The sequence below is a fragment of the Leptospira venezuelensis genome (assembly GCF_002150035.1).
Lineage (GTDB): Bacteria > Spirochaetota > Leptospiria > Leptospirales > Leptospiraceae > Leptospira_B > Leptospira_B venezuelensis.
In genome coordinates this window covers 25447-42226 of record NZ_NETS01000008.1, presented here as the reverse complement: position 1 = coordinate 42226, position 16780 = coordinate 25447, and the positions used below count along the sequence as shown (strand labels likewise).

At 39.6% G+C, this 16780-nt stretch carries 18 protein-coding genes; 8 read left to right on the top strand and 10 right to left on the bottom strand.

Features of this window, described 5'->3' with window-relative positions:
- Positions 1-40 precede the first annotated feature (40 nt).
- Genes B1C82_RS04275 through B1C82_RS04265 form a run of 3 tightly spaced genes read left to right on the top strand, consistent with a single transcriptional unit; the run spans position 41 to position 3245 of the window.
- Positions 41-796: a pseudouridine synthase gene (locus B1C82_RS04275; protein ID WP_086446387.1), complete on the top strand. Its 756-nt coding sequence runs from the start codon at positions 41-43 to the stop codon at positions 794-796.
- The gene (locus B1C82_RS04270; RefSeq protein WP_086446386.1) at positions 793-2202 is read left to right on the top strand and encodes an MBOAT family O-acyltransferase; all 1410 of its coding nucleotides are present in this window, start codon (positions 793-795) and stop codon (positions 2200-2202) included. The genes B1C82_RS04275 and B1C82_RS04270 overlap by 4 nt, the downstream gene beginning before the upstream one ends.
- A gap of 8 nt (positions 2203-2210) precedes the next feature.
- Positions 2211-3245 carry a DUF1574 domain-containing protein gene (locus tag B1C82_RS04265; RefSeq protein ID WP_086446385.1) on the top strand — a complete coding sequence of 345 codons (1035 nt, stop codon included), beginning with the start codon at positions 2211-2213 and terminating at the stop codon, positions 3243-3245.
- 147 nt (positions 3246-3392) lie between these two features.
- Here B1C82_RS04265 and fsa read toward each other — a convergent pair whose 3' ends face one another.
- The 5 genes from fsa to purN all read right to left on the bottom strand — a co-directional run bounded on the left by fsa (position 3393) and on the right by purN (position 7654).
- On the bottom strand, positions 3393-4037 hold the full coding sequence (fsa, locus tag B1C82_RS04260) for a fructose-6-phosphate aldolase (protein ID WP_086446384.1): 645 nt from the start codon (positions 4035-4037) through the stop codon (positions 3393-3395).
- 70 nt (positions 4038-4107) lie between these two features.
- Positions 4108-4818, bottom strand: coding sequence for a hypothetical protein (locus B1C82_RS04255; RefSeq protein WP_086446383.1), 711 nt, complete (start codon positions 4816-4818; stop codon positions 4108-4110).
- Between the two features lie 32 nt (positions 4819-4850).
- Positions 4851-5483 carry a hypothetical protein gene (locus B1C82_RS04250; protein ID WP_086446382.1) on the bottom strand — a complete coding sequence of 211 codons (633 nt, stop codon included), beginning with the start codon at positions 5481-5483 and terminating at the stop codon, positions 4851-4853.
- A 1-nt stretch (position 5484) separates the two neighbouring features.
- Positions 5485-7026: a bifunctional phosphoribosylaminoimidazolecarboxamide formyltransferase/IMP cyclohydrolase gene (gene purH / locus B1C82_RS04245; RefSeq protein WP_086446381.1), complete on the bottom strand. Its 1542-nt coding sequence runs from the start codon at positions 7024-7026 to the stop codon at positions 5485-5487.
- A 1-nt stretch (position 7027) separates the two neighbouring features.
- The gene (gene purN, locus B1C82_RS04240) at positions 7028-7654 is read right to left on the bottom strand and encodes a phosphoribosylglycinamide formyltransferase (RefSeq protein ID WP_086446380.1); all 627 of its coding nucleotides are present in this window, start codon (positions 7652-7654) and stop codon (positions 7028-7030) included.
- An 86-nt stretch (positions 7655-7740) separates the two neighbouring features.
- On the opposite strand from purN, the gene fliS reads away from it, so the two are divergent.
- From fliS to B1C82_RS04225, 3 genes are read left to right on the top strand one after another with little or no spacing between them, the layout of a single operon-like run.
- Positions 7741-8193 (top strand): flagellar export chaperone FliS, encoded by a 453-nt coding sequence (gene fliS / locus B1C82_RS04235; RefSeq protein ID WP_086446379.1) that lies wholly within the window; start codon positions 7741-7743, stop codon positions 8191-8193.
- 8 nt (positions 8194-8201) lie between these two features.
- A complete protein-coding gene (locus B1C82_RS04230; RefSeq protein ID WP_086446378.1) occupies positions 8202-8636 on the top strand; it encodes a hypothetical protein in 435 nt (144 codons plus the stop codon).
- Complete coding sequence (locus tag B1C82_RS04225) at positions 8615-9097, top strand: molecular chaperone DnaJ (RefSeq protein ID WP_086446377.1); 483 nt, start codon at positions 8615-8617, stop codon at positions 9095-9097. Before B1C82_RS04230 ends, B1C82_RS04225 begins: the two co-directional genes overlap by 22 nt.
- Here the strand turns inward: B1C82_RS04225 and B1C82_RS04220 are convergent.
- The 3 genes from B1C82_RS04220 to B1C82_RS04210 are packed head-to-tail and all read right to left on the bottom strand — an operon-like array spanning position 9094 to position 10838.
- Positions 9094-9609, bottom strand: a complete 516-nt coding sequence (locus tag B1C82_RS04220; protein ID WP_086446376.1) for an LIC11661 family lipoprotein — start codon at positions 9607-9609, stop codon at positions 9094-9096. The genes B1C82_RS04225 and B1C82_RS04220 overlap by 4 nt on opposite strands.
- Positions 9610-10161, bottom strand: coding sequence for an HNH endonuclease (locus B1C82_RS04215; protein ID WP_086446375.1), 552 nt, complete (start codon positions 10159-10161; stop codon positions 9610-9612).
- 47 nt (positions 10162-10208) lie between these two features.
- Positions 10209-10838 carry a DedA family protein gene (locus tag B1C82_RS04210; RefSeq protein WP_086446374.1) on the bottom strand — a complete coding sequence of 210 codons (630 nt, stop codon included), beginning with the start codon at positions 10836-10838 and terminating at the stop codon, positions 10209-10211.
- A gap of 120 nt (positions 10839-10958) precedes the next feature.
- Here B1C82_RS04210 and B1C82_RS04205 point away from each other — a divergent pair, with 120 nt between their 5' ends.
- Positions 10959-12104, top strand: coding sequence for a deoxyguanosinetriphosphate triphosphohydrolase (locus B1C82_RS04205; protein ID WP_086446373.1), 1146 nt, complete (start codon positions 10959-10961; stop codon positions 12102-12104).
- On the opposite strand, the gene B1C82_RS04200 is transcribed toward B1C82_RS04205, so the two are convergent.
- Together B1C82_RS04200 and B1C82_RS04195 are read right to left on the bottom strand one after the other, a co-directional pair.
- Entirely contained in the window at positions 12094-13206 is a 1113-nt protein-coding gene (locus B1C82_RS04200) for a cysteine desulfurase family protein (RefSeq protein ID WP_086446372.1), read from the bottom strand. The genes B1C82_RS04205 and B1C82_RS04200 overlap by 11 nt on opposite strands.
- Positions 13193-14641 carry a hypothetical protein gene (locus B1C82_RS04195; protein WP_086446371.1) on the bottom strand — a complete coding sequence of 483 codons (1449 nt, stop codon included), beginning with the start codon at positions 14639-14641 and terminating at the stop codon, positions 13193-13195. Before B1C82_RS04195 ends, B1C82_RS04200 begins: the two co-directional genes overlap by 14 nt.
- A 115-nt stretch (positions 14642-14756) precedes the next feature.
- Between B1C82_RS04195 and B1C82_RS04190 the strand changes: the two genes are divergently transcribed.
- Positions 14757-16772 carry a tetratricopeptide repeat protein gene (locus tag B1C82_RS04190; RefSeq protein WP_086446370.1) on the top strand — a complete coding sequence of 672 codons (2016 nt, stop codon included), beginning with the start codon at positions 14757-14759 and terminating at the stop codon, positions 16770-16772.
- Positions 16773-16780 lie beyond the last annotated feature (8 nt).

Sequence of the window (16780 nt, the reverse complement as noted above, 5' to 3'; positions counted from 1 at the left end):
GTGTTCGAATCTGGAGGGATCGGCAAGACCGGGGGCAAGTTTGGGCGAAAAAAGCGCAAAAGAAAAATCGGGGGAAGATTCCTCCAAAGAGATCCGGATCAACAGATTCTTGGCAGACTGCGGCCTAGGTTCTCGCAGAAAGGTAGAAGAATTGATCCTTTCCGGCAAAGTGAAAGTTAACGGAGCCGTGGAAAAAAATCTAAGCACAAAGATTCGAGTCGGCTCAGACATAGTTCTGGTAGGAAATAAAAAATTAGTTCCTCCTGCAGAGTCCGTATTCCTCGCATTAAACAAACCTAAAGGTTTTCTTTGCTCCCATAGCGATCGTTTTCATTCCAATACAGTTTTTGAATTACTCCCTAAAAAATACGGAAAACTTTTTATAGCAGGAAGATTGGATCTGGATTCCAGGGGACTTCTTCTTTTATCCGACCAAGGGAATTTAGTCCAAGAAATCACCCATCCATCCGAAGGTTCCGAAAAAGAATACGAAGTAATCTTAGAAGAAGAATTGGATGCCAAGGAAGTGAAGGACAGATTCACTAAGGGGTTTATGGACGAGGGAGAATTTTTGAAAGCGGAGAAGGTTACATCCTTAGTAAAAGGTGAAGAATCTTCCAAGTTCAGAGTGATCTTGAAGCAAGGAAGAAAACGTCAGATCCGCAGAATGTTCTCGATACTCGGGGGAAGGGTGATTGATCTACAAAGAATACGGATCGGAAAACTTTCCTTGGAAAAATTGAAAATCGGAGAAGGTAAGTTTGTCTTATTGGATCCTAAAGTTTGGAGACCATGAATTTTACCAGTTTAGAATTTTTATTTTTTTTCTGTTTAGTATTTCTGGTGTATTGGAATCTTCCGGACGCTTTAAAGAAATATTTTCTTATCTTAAGTTCTGCGTTATTTTACGCATTCTCCTCCTGGAAGTTTTTATTCCACCTTATCATAGTAGTGGCCATCAACTGGGCATTCATTCGATTTTTCTTATCGAAAAAATGGTTCTTGCCTGTCTCGGTTGGATTCAATGTTCTTAATTTAGCTTTTTTTAAATATTTCTATTTTTTTGCTGATATTATCGGGATATTTTTTGGAATTCCTGATTTTCAAAATAAGGTCAGCTTAGATGGAATACTTTCCAAATCGTTGGACTGGGCCGGATTCGAAGTAGTTCTTCCTTTGACAATCAGCTATTATACATTCCAATTTATTTCTCTCTTAGTAGATAAGAAGAAAGGAATAATCACTGAAGATATAGGGTTCTTCAAGTTAACTTCTTATATTTTCCTTTTTCCTGTAATGATCGCAGGGCCTATATTAAGGTTTAATGATGTAGCTACTCAATTCGATTCTCCTAAAATGGAAAAGGAAGATATGGTGGATGGGCTTTGGCTCGTAGTGATCGGTCTTTTTAAGAAATCGGTAGTTTCTGTTTTGATGTCAGGCTCTATATTTCAGGTATTTGCAGAAACATCCGCTTTTTCTGGAGCAGCACTGTTAAATACAGTGTATTTCTTTGCAATCTATCTGTATTTGGATTTTTCAGGACTGACTGATATTGCAAGGGGAATGGGGAAACTTTTAGGATTTACTCTTCCTCAAAACTTTAGGGCTCCATTCTTCTTTAATGGATTTGGAGATTTTTGGAGAAGATGGCATTTAACCTTCTCCTTTTGGATCCGCGATTATTTGTATATACCACTTGGTGGTTCCAGAAGTGGAACATTACGCACTTGTTTTAATTATCTCGTAGCATTTGCTTTGGGTGGACTCTGGCACGGAGCAAATTTGAATTATCTTCTTTGGGGAGTTTTAACAGGTTTATATCTTTCTATCGAAAGAGTTTTAACTGATTGGAAAATTACGATCCTACCTGAGATCCCATATGTGAAGAGAACTATCACTTACTTGTTTGTTCTGAATATTTACAGTATCTCTTGGATATTATTCTTCACTCCTGATTTTGGATCTGCTCTAGCAGCTGTGCAAAGAATATTCGTTTGGTCGAATGGGGTAGCTTTCCCGAATATGGAACCTTGTATTTTTGCACTTTTAGTCGCGATCCTATTCCATTCTGCGGAAGAATGGCCTGATAAATTTAAGGTTAAATTCCAGTGGAAAATGGCACTTCTTCCAATCGTGTGGATCTTAGTCTTACTTGCTTTACCTAGCGGAAACGCTGATTTCTTTTACGGACAATTCTGAGAAATATCATGAAAAAGAAATATATCTATCTTCCTTTACTCTTTCTGATCGTTTTATTCTTCGCGGATAAAATTTTTCTTTTGGACTTCTTTCAAACTTCTTTTTACCAAGAAGGGAATCCTGTCTATTATACCCAAAGAAAACATCTATTCGAGAAACTTCAGAAGGAATCTTCTCTTAAAGATAAAAATTTACTTTTGGCATTCGGAGATTCCAGAGCCTATCCTTACTCTATCAAAACACTTCCAAGTTCTTTTGCAAAAGATTGGACTGTGTATAATTTTTCAGGACCGCAGGCTGTTCCTGCTTATGGTTTCTATTGGTTTCGCAAAATTATAGATGCTGGGATTAAGCCTAAGGCGGTTTTTTATGTGATCAGCCCGGAAGGTTTTGATGATTCTAAGGGTTTATTCTATGAACCTTTTTTAAGACTAGGTGCGGACGAGGAATTTAAAAACACATATTGGGAGAAGTTTCCCTTCTCCGATAAATTGGAAGTTTGGAAGGAAAAATTTTTCAGTATAAGAAAGATAAAACCTGGGTTTAAACTTTTTTGGAGCCGGCTGACCGGCAGTAAGTTGAAACTGTATAGAGCGGATCAAAATCATGAAAATCTGATCTTGGAGCTTGGGAATGGAGAACAGCTTGCATATGCAAGTGCCAGTAATAATCCTAAAAAATTAGAAAAGGATGCACTTCGTCTTAAGAGTATTTACCTTTCCGGATTCACTTTGGGAGAGACCGAATTTTTCTTTGTAGAAGAATTCTTAAAGTTAGCGGAGAAGGAAGGGATCAAAACCTATTTGATCTGGCCTAAAGTTTATCCAGGTTATAGAGAAGGTTATTACGAGTTAGGACTTGAAAAATCCTGGTGGCCGCGTATCAGAGAACTTGCTTTTAGATATGGAGCTTCTGCGGCGGATATGAATACATTAAGTTCTTGTGATCTATATTACGACGGTTCTCACCAAAGTGTACTTTGTATATTAGAACAGTCTGAAATTTTAATGAATGATTTGACAGGGAAGAAGAAACTTCCTTAAGGTTTTCACGCCACGCCGCGAAGAGAAAAAGAGTCTCGGAGTTTAATCCCACGCAGAGGCGCTAAGACGCAGAGATTTTTAGGGATAAAAATCCATAAATTTTACTTTCTTTGCGGCTCTGTGACTCTGCGTGAGAAAAGAGCTAAATCACCACTTCAGTTTTTTAGCGTCTTCTAAGAATTTCTCTAAGCCAATATCGGTAAGTGGATGTTTGAATAGCTGTTGGTAAGCAGAGATCGGCATAGTAGCGCAATCTGCTCCACGAAGTGCCGACTCTTTTAAGTGGATTGGCCCTCGAATGGAAGCAGCTAAGATTTTAGTTTCATAACCGTAATTATCATAGATCTCTCTGATCTCAGAGATAAGTTCCATCCCGTCCCAAGAAGTATCATCTACACGACCGATAAATGGAGAAATGTATGTAGCTCCCGCTTTTGCAGCAAGAAGAGCCTGAGGAGCTGAGAAACAAAGTGTTACGTTCGTTGGGATTCCTTTCTCAGTCAGTTTCACTACGGTTTTTAATCCTTCCGGAATTAAAGGAACTTTGATAACTACGTTTGGTGCGATCTTTACAAGTTCGTCCGCTTCTTTTAACATTTCCTCATGTTTGGTTGCGAGAACTTCTGCGCTTACAGGACCAGGCACAATTGCACAAATCTCTTTAATAACTTCTTTAAAGCTACGACCCGACTTAGCGATCAATGAAGGGTTTGTAGTAACTCCGTCCAAAAGACCGTAGGACGCGATCTCCTTGATCTCGTCCACATTGGCTGTATCTAAATATAATTCCACGATTGGGCTCCAAAAGATTTTGAATCTCTCTGGATACTGGCGTCCTTAGGGGCCCTCGGTCAAGGATTTCTTACGGGATCAGATCTCTTAAAGTTTTGATTTCTTCGGCAGAGAAGAACTCTTTGTATTCTTTTTCGATCTGGGCCTTTACCTTAGAGCTGAAATAATCCACTCTTCTAGTAAATGGTTGTTTTTTATAAGCTTCCTTCCATTGGACAATGAATCCGCCTGCTGGCGGAGCTTGTCTTTCGTCGGTCAATTCCCAAATTACGGCTCCGCCGATCTTCTTATCGTCTAGGGTTTCTTTTTTAGGTTTTCCATATTTATTTTCCAGTTTGGACTGAACCTCTTTCCCCGGAAGATAACGGAAGGAGACTCCAACTGAGAATAATTTACCTGGCTCCAAATGTTCGTCTTCATCTGGAGAAGTTTCTTTTTCGGGACGAGGTTGGTTTTTGTCTTTTGGACGGGAATCAAGAACCAATTTAGGAGTGGAATAAAAACGGTAAAGGTAGAAGATCCCATTTCTTCTTACAAGCAGGGACTTCTCTTTATCTTCATGAACTACTTCTATTTTTTCATCACTCCCCGGATTAGCTGCCAAAGATAAAAATTTGTCTCTGACTTGCCCATAGGATGCTTCCCAGGAGACTTCTGCAAATCCGTCTAAGGTAGGTTTGGAGCCGTTATTTCTGGAATTATCTCCCGGAAATTGAGAAAATACGGAACTCCAAGGAAGGAGTAAGGAGAATAAGAACAGGAAGATGGATTGCCCTTTCATTCTTTAACTATCGGCAGAAAACAGAACAAGAATTAGGAATCTTCCCCCAAATCGTCCACATCTTCTTCCTCTCTGTCCACACGAATTCCTCCAAATTTAACCTTTCCGTTCCATCTTAGGATAAGAAGGACGATTAGGGCCAGTACGTTCGGAAGAACGAATAAAAAGGAAATCTGATGGTAGAGACCGTAAACTGCCAGATTCGAAGCGATCACAGAAATAAAGATCCCAGAAAGTAGTGGAATCTCTTGGTTTAGGAGTCTTGCGAGAAAGGATCCGCTATTACGAGAGATCCTGGCTGCTCTTAAAACCTCGGAAGAGATAAAAGAGTAGAATGCGAGCACAAGCACTGGCATCAAAAAAGATAGGAAGAAATAATTTCCAAAAGAATCTGTATAATGAGGAGAACCGATCAGTCCTCCAGTTAAAGTCCAGACATATGCAGAGAATGCGGAGAGTCCAAATGCGAGAAGTCCATATTGAAGACTTCCCGCAGATTCAAAAATGGAAACGATCTTAGAAGGAATAATTCTCGCCCAATCAGTCAGTTCCTGTTTTTCGAAAGTATCTTTTCCACTTAGGTAGATAAGTCCGAAATAATAGTCTCCTAAAGAAACAGCTACTAATGTAATTACTAAATAGATCAGGTAGAGAAAGAATTCCATCTTAATGCCTAAAATGCCTCATGCCGGTAAACACCATGATCAGTCCATGCTCATCAGCTGCCTTGATCACTTCTTCGTCCCGGATAGAACCTCCAGGTTGGATGATTGCTTTAGCTCCTACTTTTGCAATTGCATCAATTCCATCTCTGAAAGGAAAGAACGCATCACTAGCAACATAAGAACCTACAACTGAAAGTCCTACGTTCAGAGCCTTAGTAGCACCCAGCTGAACTGAATCCACTCTGGACATTTGTCCGGCACCTATTCCTAAAGTTGCGTTCTCTTCCGTATAAACGATCGCGTTTGACTTGATAAATTTAACTGTAGACCAAGCGAACATCAAACCTCTGATATCTTCTTCAGTAGGTTGTTTTTTAGAAACAATCTTTAGATCTTTTTCTGTGATGGTTGCATAGTCTCTATCTTGTAAAAGAATTCCGTGATGGATCGGTCTTAAATCCATTTCATCCAATGCTTCTTGGAAATCCGCAATCTCAATCAGACGAACATTCGGTTTCTTAGAGAAATATTCCAAAGCAGCAGGTTCGAATTTTTGAGCGATCACACCCTCTACGAAAGTTTCTCCAATTAAAACTGCTAATTCTCCGGTGACCGTACCTTTAATCCCAATGATCCCGCCAAATGCAGAAATCGGATCCGTTCTTTTTGCCAAACGGAATGCTTCTAATGTGTCATCCGCATACGCGATCCCGCATGGGTTTAAGTGTTTGATGATACAAACAGTATTGTCGGGAAGAAGTGCGGAGATATGGAATGCCGCATCAAAATCCAACATATTATTAAAAGATAATTCTTTTCCTTGTAGAGGAGAAAACTCGCTCTTGGTAAACAAAGGCTCGTAGAATGCGGCTCCCTGGTGAGGATTTTCTCCGTATCTAAGCTTTTGTTTTTTGGTGAAGGAAAGATTTAGAATGTCTGGAAACTTCTCCCCAGCAAGCTTATTGAACCAAGAAGAGATTGCGGTATCATACATTGCAGTATGAGAGAATGCTTTTCTCATTAGAAGGAAAGAAGTGTCCGCGTCTACGGAACCATCATTTACCTTCATGGATTCTTCTACAGTTTTATAATCATTCGGGTCTGTAACTACTACTGTATGTCTGTAGTTTTTACTTGCGGAACGGATCATAGAAGGTCCGCCAATATCGATATTTTCTATTGCTTCGTCTAGATGAACCCCAGGTTTAGAAACCGTCTGAACGAATGGATATAAATTCACAACAACCAGGTCGATCTTTGGAATTTTCAATTCTTCCATTTTCTGTCTGTGTTCTGGTTTGGAGGTCACACCTAAAAGTCCTCCGTGAACCTTTGGATGGAGAGTTTTTACTCTTCCGTCCAAAATTTCTGGAAACCCGGTATAATCGTCTATTGCGATTGCTTTGATTCCGTTTTCGGTAAGTGTTTTGAGGGTTCCGCCGGTGGAAATGATTTCCACTCCTTTGGATTCCAGGTACTTAGCAAATCCGATAAGTCCTGTTTTATCGCTAACTGAAATAAGGGCGCGAGTGATTTTGATCATGCTAGAGGATTGAGACCTTCCTGTCTTTAATGAGGAGCCGATCTTCGCAGAAATGTTTAACCGCGAGGGGCAGGATTTTATGTTCCTCTTTGAGAATGGCAAGAGTCAATTCTCTTTCGGTCATTCCTTCCTCGATTTTAACAACTCCCTGCAAAATGATAGGACCAGAATCCACGCCTTCGTCCACAAAATGAGCGGTGCAACCCGCGAACTTAACTCCGTACTCGAATGCCTGTTTCTGAGCATGTAGACCAGTAAAGGAGGGGAGAAGAGAAGGATGTATATTGATGATCCTATTTCTAAAGGCTCGGATGATTTCTGGTTTTAGAATTCTCATGTAGCCGCAGGCCACAATCAGATCTGGAGAGATTTCCTCCAAGGTGCGGAGAAGATCCAGATGATATTCTTCCTTTTTGGAATAAGATTTGAAGTCTAAAACCTTGGCCGGGACATTATGGTGGGCAGCAATTTGGATAGAGGGCGCTTCCGGGTTGTCAGTGACTAAGAATGCCGGATTTCCGGGGATTTTTCCCTTTTGGATTACCTGAAGGACAGCTTCTAGGTTGCTCCCCCGCCCGGAGGCCAAAAAGACAAGCTTTTTTCTGGGTTTGGGAATCAGGCTTGCCAAGAATTTTCGCATCCGATACGCTAAGAATTACCAGTCCACGTTAAGGCGGTCCGGAATTTTGTCGAAAAGTATTTCAGGAGAGACACATGTCACTTGCTAGAAAATCGACGGCGTCCGTCGAACAGTATAAATCCAATGAAATTTCTACTGTGAGTCAGGGCCGGCTTATCGTGATGTTATATGAAGGGGCTATTCGCTTCCTGAACGTTGCCATCGAGAATAATACACCCCGCAAGTACGACGTGGTGAATAATAATATCCTAAAAGCCCAAGAGATTGTGACTGAACTGATGCTCGCTCTAAACATGGAGAACGGTGGAGAGGTCGCAAACAACCTTCTTGGTATTTATGTTTATATTAAAAAACGGTTACTCGAAGCAAACATGAAGAAGGACAGCGAGATCCTTTCTGAAATTATCAAATATCTGGAAGATCTAAAACTTGCCTGGGAAGAAATTGAGAAGAAGGAAAAAACTTCATCCGTGGTTCCTATGCCTTCCGCTGGTTCTCAGAGAACTGGACTCTCTCTCCAAGGTTAAGATCGAGAATGGCGGGCAGGGAAATTAAAAATCTAGGTTCTATCGGAGAAAAACTTTCCTCACTCTATGAGGAAAAAATTTCCTTTTTGGATAAACTGATCGAACTCCAAAAACGCCAGTTGCAAATTTTAGGATTCGGTGACGGAGAAGGTACTGCCAAACTGGAAATCCAAAATTCAGATCTAGTCGAAAAGATGAAACGATTGGATCGCAAGATCGAACAATTAGAAGAATCTTCTCCTCAAACCTTAGAAATTATTCGACTCTCCGATACGATCTTCCAAAAATTGGAAGAGTCCAGGGATTTGAATTCCCAAGTAGGGGAAAAGATGGAGATCATTCTGCAGGAATATCGCAAGGAGTTGAATATGGTCCAATCCAAAATCCAACTCAAAAAATTCCTAGCTCATAGGAAATTAGGTTGGAAGACGGGGACCTGCTGAGCCGTGCCCTGGACTTTTACGGACTCCCAAAAAAATTCGACGCTAATCTAGTCCGGAGTAGATTCCGGGAACTCTCTCGTAAGTATCATCCTGATTCTGGAGAATACGAAACGGATATTTTATTTAAGGAATTGGTCCAATTGAGAGATGTCTTACTTTCTTCTCTCCAAAATGACCCTTTTATAATTTTAGAAAATTTCAAAGAAGATCCGGAAGGATTCCAATTTTATAAATTGGCTAAGCAGAAAGCTGCTCAAGCGATCGAAAAATATTTTCAATTCACTGACGGAAATCCAGTATATTTAAAGAAAGAAGACAATCCTGCTCTTCTACGTTTAAGACAGGAATTAGAAACTGCTAAAAACGAATTGGAAGAGTTCTTGGAAAAATTTCCTAAAAGTATCTGGAAAGAAGATACGGAAACCACTCTTAAGAAGATAAGTGTCTGGTTTAAAGATTAAGGAACTTGTAATGTATTCGAAGGCATGGAGAATACATAAATATCTTTTGTTCCGCTATTCAAATCCAAAGATATGACAGAAGACCTAAGGGTTACGTAATCTCCAGGATTTAACGTAGCTACAATCTTACAGACTCTGTTCGTATTTTCTCCTGCACCCGGAACAGCAAGTGGTCCAGCAGTTGGATTTACTTCTATAGAATATTCTCTAGGTTGGTTCGGAAGCATGTTCAAAGGAAGTTGGCATGCTTTCCCTGAAGAAAAATCAGAAGGGTTTCTAGATGCGTCTACACTGCTTCCGGTATATAAAGTATAACCGCTAAAAAATGCTTCTGGGTTTCCTGCTCTAAGTCTGAGTTCATATACTCCTGTGCCGATCAAAGTGATTCCTACCAAAGTGGGTGGAGTCGTAACGATCCGATTGGCGGAATAATTATAACAAGAGAATAGAGAAAAGATTAGTAGTAAGATGGAGAAGAATGTGTTCATTCTTCTGGATAAAAAAAGATTCATTTAGCTGCGTATATAGTCCGCCCAGCCGAATTTTTCGACCAATTGGGTGGATACTGAAAATTGTGGAAAACGTCTCTTGTTTGTCGACCGATTTTCAGGGATCTCCCACTTGAGTTCTTGTAGAAGTTTGTTTCCCTTTTTGGAATTACAGTCCTTACAAGCAGTAACCAGGTTTTCCCAGGTATGATAATCTTTCGGTTTTTTTTCACGTGGGATCTCTTCCCAACGACTTTTGGGGATCACATGATCCAAAGTGAGTTTGGAAGAAGGAAGTTTACGTTTGCAATAGACGCACTCATGATCATCTCTTAAGAATATATTTTCTCTAGAGAGTTTATGCTTACGTTTAGGGACCTTATAATAATCGGTGAGTAGAATGATCCTCGGAGTGGATAGTTTCAGCTTTTCGGACCGGATAAATAGGCCTTTTTCGTCTTTAATAAGTTCTGCTTTTCTAAGAATAAGAAGGATAACGGCGTCTTTTACGGTTCGGATCGCAACCGGGACATAGGTCGCGTTCAGCACCAACACAGGTTGGGTTAGAACATCCATATCTAACCAAACTGTATAGATTCACAAAATTATGTCGAGTAAAAGTATTAATTCGCGGAACGTTTCTTTTTAATCGCAAAATATAGAACTAGGCCTAATACAAGAATTCCTAATAATGCAAAGATTGTAATTTGTCCTTGGTGAACTAAGTTACTTAATTGGTCTAAATTTTTTGCACCGTAATGCCCTAGATAGACCCAGATCGGAACAGAAATCGCTGCAGCGAACATATCCAAAAACAAAAATCTAAAGAAGGAAATTCGATCCGAGGTTCCTGCTGTTAGATAGATAGGCATTCTAAGTCCTGGCATGAACCTTGCCATAAACACAACCCAATTCCCGTATTGGGAAAACTTTTCCTGTACTTTGGCAAATCTTTCCGGGGTCAAAAATTTTGCGATGAAAGGGATTTGTAATACCTTTTCCCCAAAAACTCTTCCGAGTAAGAATACGGAACCGTCTCCTACAAGAACTCCAGCCATTCCGACGCCGAACATTACATGTTCATTTGCATATCCTAAGCCTGCCAAAACTCCTCCGGAAACCAAAGAAATATCCTCAGGGATAGGAAGGCCGAAACCGCAAAGGATCAGAGTGGAGAAAACTGCTAAGTAAGAGAACTCATTCCCAAAGCGGGAAAAAAAATTGACTAAATCCGGAATATTAACTAGATCCATGAATACTTTTATCTACCGAGTAGAATTGCACCAGTGAAACTTATCCAGAGCAAATTGGAATCGAAAAACTAGATTTGTTTGGCTTGCTTTTGGTCTTTTTAGGTTCCAAATTGGTTTCAGGTGCAAAAAGACAGAAACCAAATCATCCAAGCCGAAAATTCTCTACTTGCGGGTTATGCAGTTTTACAAGACGAAACCGGCGGACGAGAATATAAGGAAGAAGAACACCCGTACCGTATTCCATTTCAAAGAGATAGAGATAGGGTAGTTCACTCTAGCGCATTTAAAAGATTACAATATAAGACACAAGTTTTCGTCTATTCAGTTGGAGAAAATTATCGTAATCGTCTGACTCATACTCTAGAAGTTGCCGGAATTTCTAGAACGATCGCTTCTGCATTAGGACTCAATTCATTACTTGCAGAAACGATAGCACTCGCTCACGATCTGGGGCATACACCTTTTGGACATGCCGGGCAAGATATGCTTTCCGATTTGATGGGAGAATTTGGTGGATTCGAACATAATAAACAATCAGTTCGAATCGTTACTATACTGGAAACACGTTATCCGGAATTTCCGGGATTGAATCTTTCCAAGGAAACCTTAAAAGGTATGATGAAGCATGGGGCAGAATATGACGGATCTATGCTTGGAAAAGAAAGAAAGAGCGAAGGTCCGAGTTTAGAAGCGCAATGCGCGGACGTAGCGGATGAGATTGCATATACAAGCCATGATATCGATGATGGTTTGGAAATGGGTTATCTAAAAGCGGGAGATCTGAACTCACTTTCTCTTTGGGCTGAAACTTCTGAAACGGTAAGAAGGAAGTTCCCAAAACTGGATGGAAAAGTTTTGGTTAGAACTGTGATCCGAGAACTGACCAATAGTATGGTCTCTAATATGATCCAGACAATAGAATCAAGGATCTCTGAATGGAAAATTTCAAATCGGTCTGATCTGAACCTTGCCTTCCAAGAAGGAAAAAGGATCGCAACCTATGAACCTTCTTACGGGGAGAAGGTCAGAGAATTAAAATCTTTTCTATACAAAACTCTGTATAGACATCCATCTGTGGTCGTCACAAGTGATAGGGGAAGAGATATTCTAGAGAAACTATTTTTTCATTTTAGAAAACAGCCAGATTCCATTCCGGAAACCTATAAAAGAAGAATAGAAAAAGAAGGCCTGGAAAGATGTGTATGCGATTATGTAGCAGGTATGACTGACAGATACGCGGAAGAAATGGCATCTACTATCGAATAGAAAGAATCGTTTCTTCTAAAGCGACAAGCAAAGAATCTACTTCTTCTTCCGATGTATATAGGCCGGTGGAGATACGGATTGCTCTTAGAGCTTCTTCATTAGAATAACCCATTTCGAGCAGAGAAGGCGCTGCTTCTCTGGACCGAGACTTACAGGAAGATCCAGTAGAAACCGCAAATCCCTTCTCTTCCATTCCCATCATAAAAAAATCAAGATCATCTAAAGGAAGTAGAGTAAAGGTTGTGGAAAATAGTCTTGGAGAATTCTCCGCGATTATCTCTGCACCTAAACTTTTGAGTTTGGATTCTATCTTATTTCTATAATATTCCAATCTTTTGTTTTTATTTTCCATTTCAGAAAATTGAATTTTTGCTGCTTCGGCTAAGGCTAAAATAGAAGGAGAATTTTCCGTACCTGCTCTATGTCCATTTTCTTGATTTCCTCCTTGGAAAACGCCTGCCTCAGGCAAATGTTTCGGATCGAACCATAAAACAGATGCTCCAAGTCCTCCGCCGATTTTATGACCTGAGAATGTAAACCCATTCAGAACTGAAAATGGAACTGGAATTTTGGAAAATGATTGGATTAGATCGGAATAAAAAGGCATTCCGTATTTCGCGGAAACTTCTGCTAATTCCTGGATCGGTTGGATCACACCAGTTTCATTGCCTGCATGTAAAACAAATACAGGTCCTGGCTCATTCTTCAGATTAGTTTCTAATTCGGAAACGGAAACAAGTCCTGATTTGTCAGCGCTTAATACTTTATAAGGAATTCCTAAACTTCTAAAAGAAGAATACATGGCAGCATGTTCGAAAGGAGACAAATATGCTATTGTCTTAACAAATTGTTTTGCGAAGTATATGAGTGAATAATCTGCTTCGGTCCCAGAAGATGTGAATACAAATCCTTTAGGATCCTTACCTGTGAGTTTTGCTAAAACTTTTCTGGCTTCTTCAATTTTACCTTGTCTAGCTAATGAGAATCGAGTAGGCCCGGAAGGATTGAAAAAATCTTCCTCGTATTCTTCTAAGATCTTAGTTAATAAGCCTGGAATAGGAGGATGAGTCGCATTATAATCGAAGTATTTAATTCTTTTCATCGAAAATATCGTCTGCTTCTTCGTATCTTCCTTTTCGACGAAGTGTGTACTGCAATAGTTTCTTTTTATCTTCGATCAGGTCTTCATATCCGGACTTATCATTGCGATAATTTGGATCTATTGTGTAGACTTCGGTATCTAAAGCGTCCAATTCTTTGAGTGCTTGATCAAAATCAGATTCGTGCAATAAACATCTGACTCTCATTAATTTTGCTTCGAATCTGTTTCCTAGGTCTGTCGCAGAAGATTGATAAACCGCCTCGAACATTTCCTTAGCTTTTTTCCTATAATTGGAATCTCTATCTCCTAATTTATAGAATAATTGTGCATTTCGGTTTAAGTTAGAATAAAATAATTTAGATCCTTCTGTATCAGAAGCCTCACATGGAATAGCAGCGATCGCACTTGCTCCCCAGTATTTCGCTTCCGCAGGGATGGATCTTTTTGAACAGGAAAAATACAAAACTCTTATGAATAAGGAAACTGATTCTTCAGGAGAAAGAGAAGGATGGGAGGCATCCGTTCTAAGTCTGAGGAGTTCCAACGTTTTCATGAGAAGAGTTTTATATTTATTGGCAGTTAACGTAGTTGTATCCGGATAATCTTCTGAAAACACAATTGGAGAAGATTGGGATTCCGTAATCTTTTGCCAGATTCGTATCTCTTTAGGAAGATCTTCCGTAACATTTCCTTCTTCTTCCTTATTGCAGCTAAAATTGAAAAAATTCAAGATTCGCTTCCACCAAGGAATAGAAACAGGCTTTGCTTCTTTCAATTTTTCGAATACTAATTCTTCTATCCTTTGGATTGATTGGAAATGTGCAAGTATCGCTTCTTCCGGGCGGCAAGACGCAAAAGAAGAAATTCTGATCTTCTCTAAAAGACCTTTGCTTGCAATTTCCGGTTTATCTTTTCCAAGAGTAGCTTGGGTAGATGGAGAATTATATCCATCGAAAGGATTATAATTTAAGGCTCTTTTATAATAATCTAAAGCTTCTAATGGAATTTTATTAAATTCTTTCCAGTAATCGAATGGATCCACAGGTTTTTCTCCCGTGGAAAATTTGGTCTGACTTGGGTCGGAAAGTCTCTCGATGGTCCAACCTTGGTGTTTTGCTTCCATCCAGCTTGGGACCCTGAAAATATCTCCAGTACCTTCTTGCCCTATTCTATACGCGCGAACGCATGCTCTGGACAATTGATCTGTTCTAAGGTAATGTTCAATCTGTCTGTATTCTACTTTTTCGGATAATAAATCATCTCCCTTGGACTGCAATTTTGCTGAAAGGGAAGGGTTTAATACGGGAGGTTCCAACCAAAGTGCGAAGGAACGTAAAATTTGGAATCTCCTGGGATAGATATAGATCGCTGCCAGGGTCCAAATCAACAAAAGTGTTAAGAATAACTTTTTCTTTTCTTTTAGAATGCTGAACAATTTCTTTCCTTAAGTTCCGGAAAATTCGTTAGACGAATAGAGTCCCTCGCTTGAGAGTAGAGAGAGTGAAGATTTCGCTTTTTTCGATTCCAAACCCTATACAAGTCCGGGGATTATGAAACACGCAAGCATTATTCCGATCCTTCTGATATCCGTTCTGGATGCAGGCAGCCTATTTGCTTCTCCCCGAAATACTGACTCCGTTTTTGTATGTCGGGACACGGATTCTTCCGGAAAGGCGAGGGCTGTTTGGCCAGCCTATTATTACTCTCTTGGTTTAGAGAGTTTGAATAAGGCTAGAAACTCTGAAGGAAGAGAAAGAACAGAAGAGATCATAGAATCGGTCAAAAATTTCCAAGATTATATTCGCTGTTCTGAATCTGTAGGAGTTCCTGTTTCAGCTGTGTTTCGTTGGAATAAGGCACTCGCACATTACTATTTGGGTCAATGGAAAGATGCAGTTTCCGAGTTAGACTTGGCTGAAAAGTCGGATCCGAATTTTCGAGAATCCTATATTCTAAAAGGAACCATTCTTTTAAATAGCGGAGAATATGAAAAGGCCGCGACTTATTTGGAATCTCATCTGAGTAAGTTTTCAGAAGAACCCGATTTCTATTATTTATTAAGCTCAGCTGAACTTGCTTTGAAGAATGATGCAAAATCTGTTCTTTATCTAAGTTCACTTAGAGATTTGATCAAACACAAAGATTCCAATCCAAAATATCCTGAATTTGTATATTTATCTTTAGGAAAAACATACTTTGCTTTGGGCCAAAATACAAAGGCTCTATTTTATATTTCCGGTTATCTGGAGATGAGGCCTGAAAATTGGGAGATCCGATTTCTTCTCGCAAAAATTTTAGATCAGCTAGGCAAATTTTCCCAAGCCAAAAAGCAACTGCAAAGAATTCTGCAAGAGATCCAAGGGAATTCTTCCGTTGAGCTAATGCTTGGAGAGATGTACTTTATAGAAAGTAGATCCATGGCTGCGGGTTATTTTGAGGATCTAAAGAAAAAAGGAAAGCTAAATAAGGACGGGGTTTTATTTGGACTCTATTCTGTTCTGAATTCCAAATATTCAGATGCAAGGCGTATTCTTTTTCCTTTAAAGGAAAAATTTCCGAAAAGACTTTCTATTCGCCTAGGCGTTTTAGAAGTGCAAAAAAGAGATCTCAATATTGATAAAAAAGAATATATCAGAGAATTGGTAGAAGTGGCCTCAATCGCACTTCAATCCCAATTGACCACACTTGCAGAAACATTACTTCTTGAATCTATCAAGATCACGGAACAAGAAAAACTAGATCCAAGAATTCTTGCAGAACAATACGACTTTTTAGCGGGAGTATATGAACAGTCCGGTTCTGTATTTAGATCCATTATTTCTGTTCGTAAAGCGATACAATTTACTTCTTCTCCAGAAGATTCTAAAAAGTATGAATTACATTTGGCATTTTTACTCCGAGGAAATCCTCCAGGAAAGGTCCAGGAATCGGAAGAGATCATCCAAAACATTCTAAAAAATGATCCGAATAATCATTATGCGTATTATCTTTTGGGAATTGTACTATTCCAGTCTGAAAAGTTGGAGGCTAGTCGGGGAGCGTTCGAACAGGCAATCCGATTGGAGCCGAAATCTTCCGTATATCATTTTTACAGAGCTTCTACTTTGGAGAAGTTAGGAAGAATTCCTGAGATGGAGTCAGACCTTCGTAAGTCCATGGAACTTGATCCTGAAAATCCGATTGCATATAATTATCTAGGTTACCATTATTCTGAAAAAGGAATTCGTCTAGACGAGGCATTAGACCTTATCCGAAAAGCTGTGGAACTCGCTCCTGATAACGAAGCTTATCAAGATAGTTTAGGTTGGATCTATTATAAAAAAGGAAGAGTAGATGAGGCTTTATTACATCTGAATCTTGCATTTCAAATTTTACAGGATAAAAACGAATTCGATCCCACAATTTGTGAACATCTTGGAGATGTTCATCATGAAAGAAGAGAATTTGCAGATGCTAGAAGATTCTGGGAAAAATCAGAAACTCTTTTCCAAAAGAAGGAAGACAAGGTTCGAATTCGGGAAAAATTGGAGAGGTTAAGAACGAATCCGGTCTCAAATAAATCATAGATCGGGAG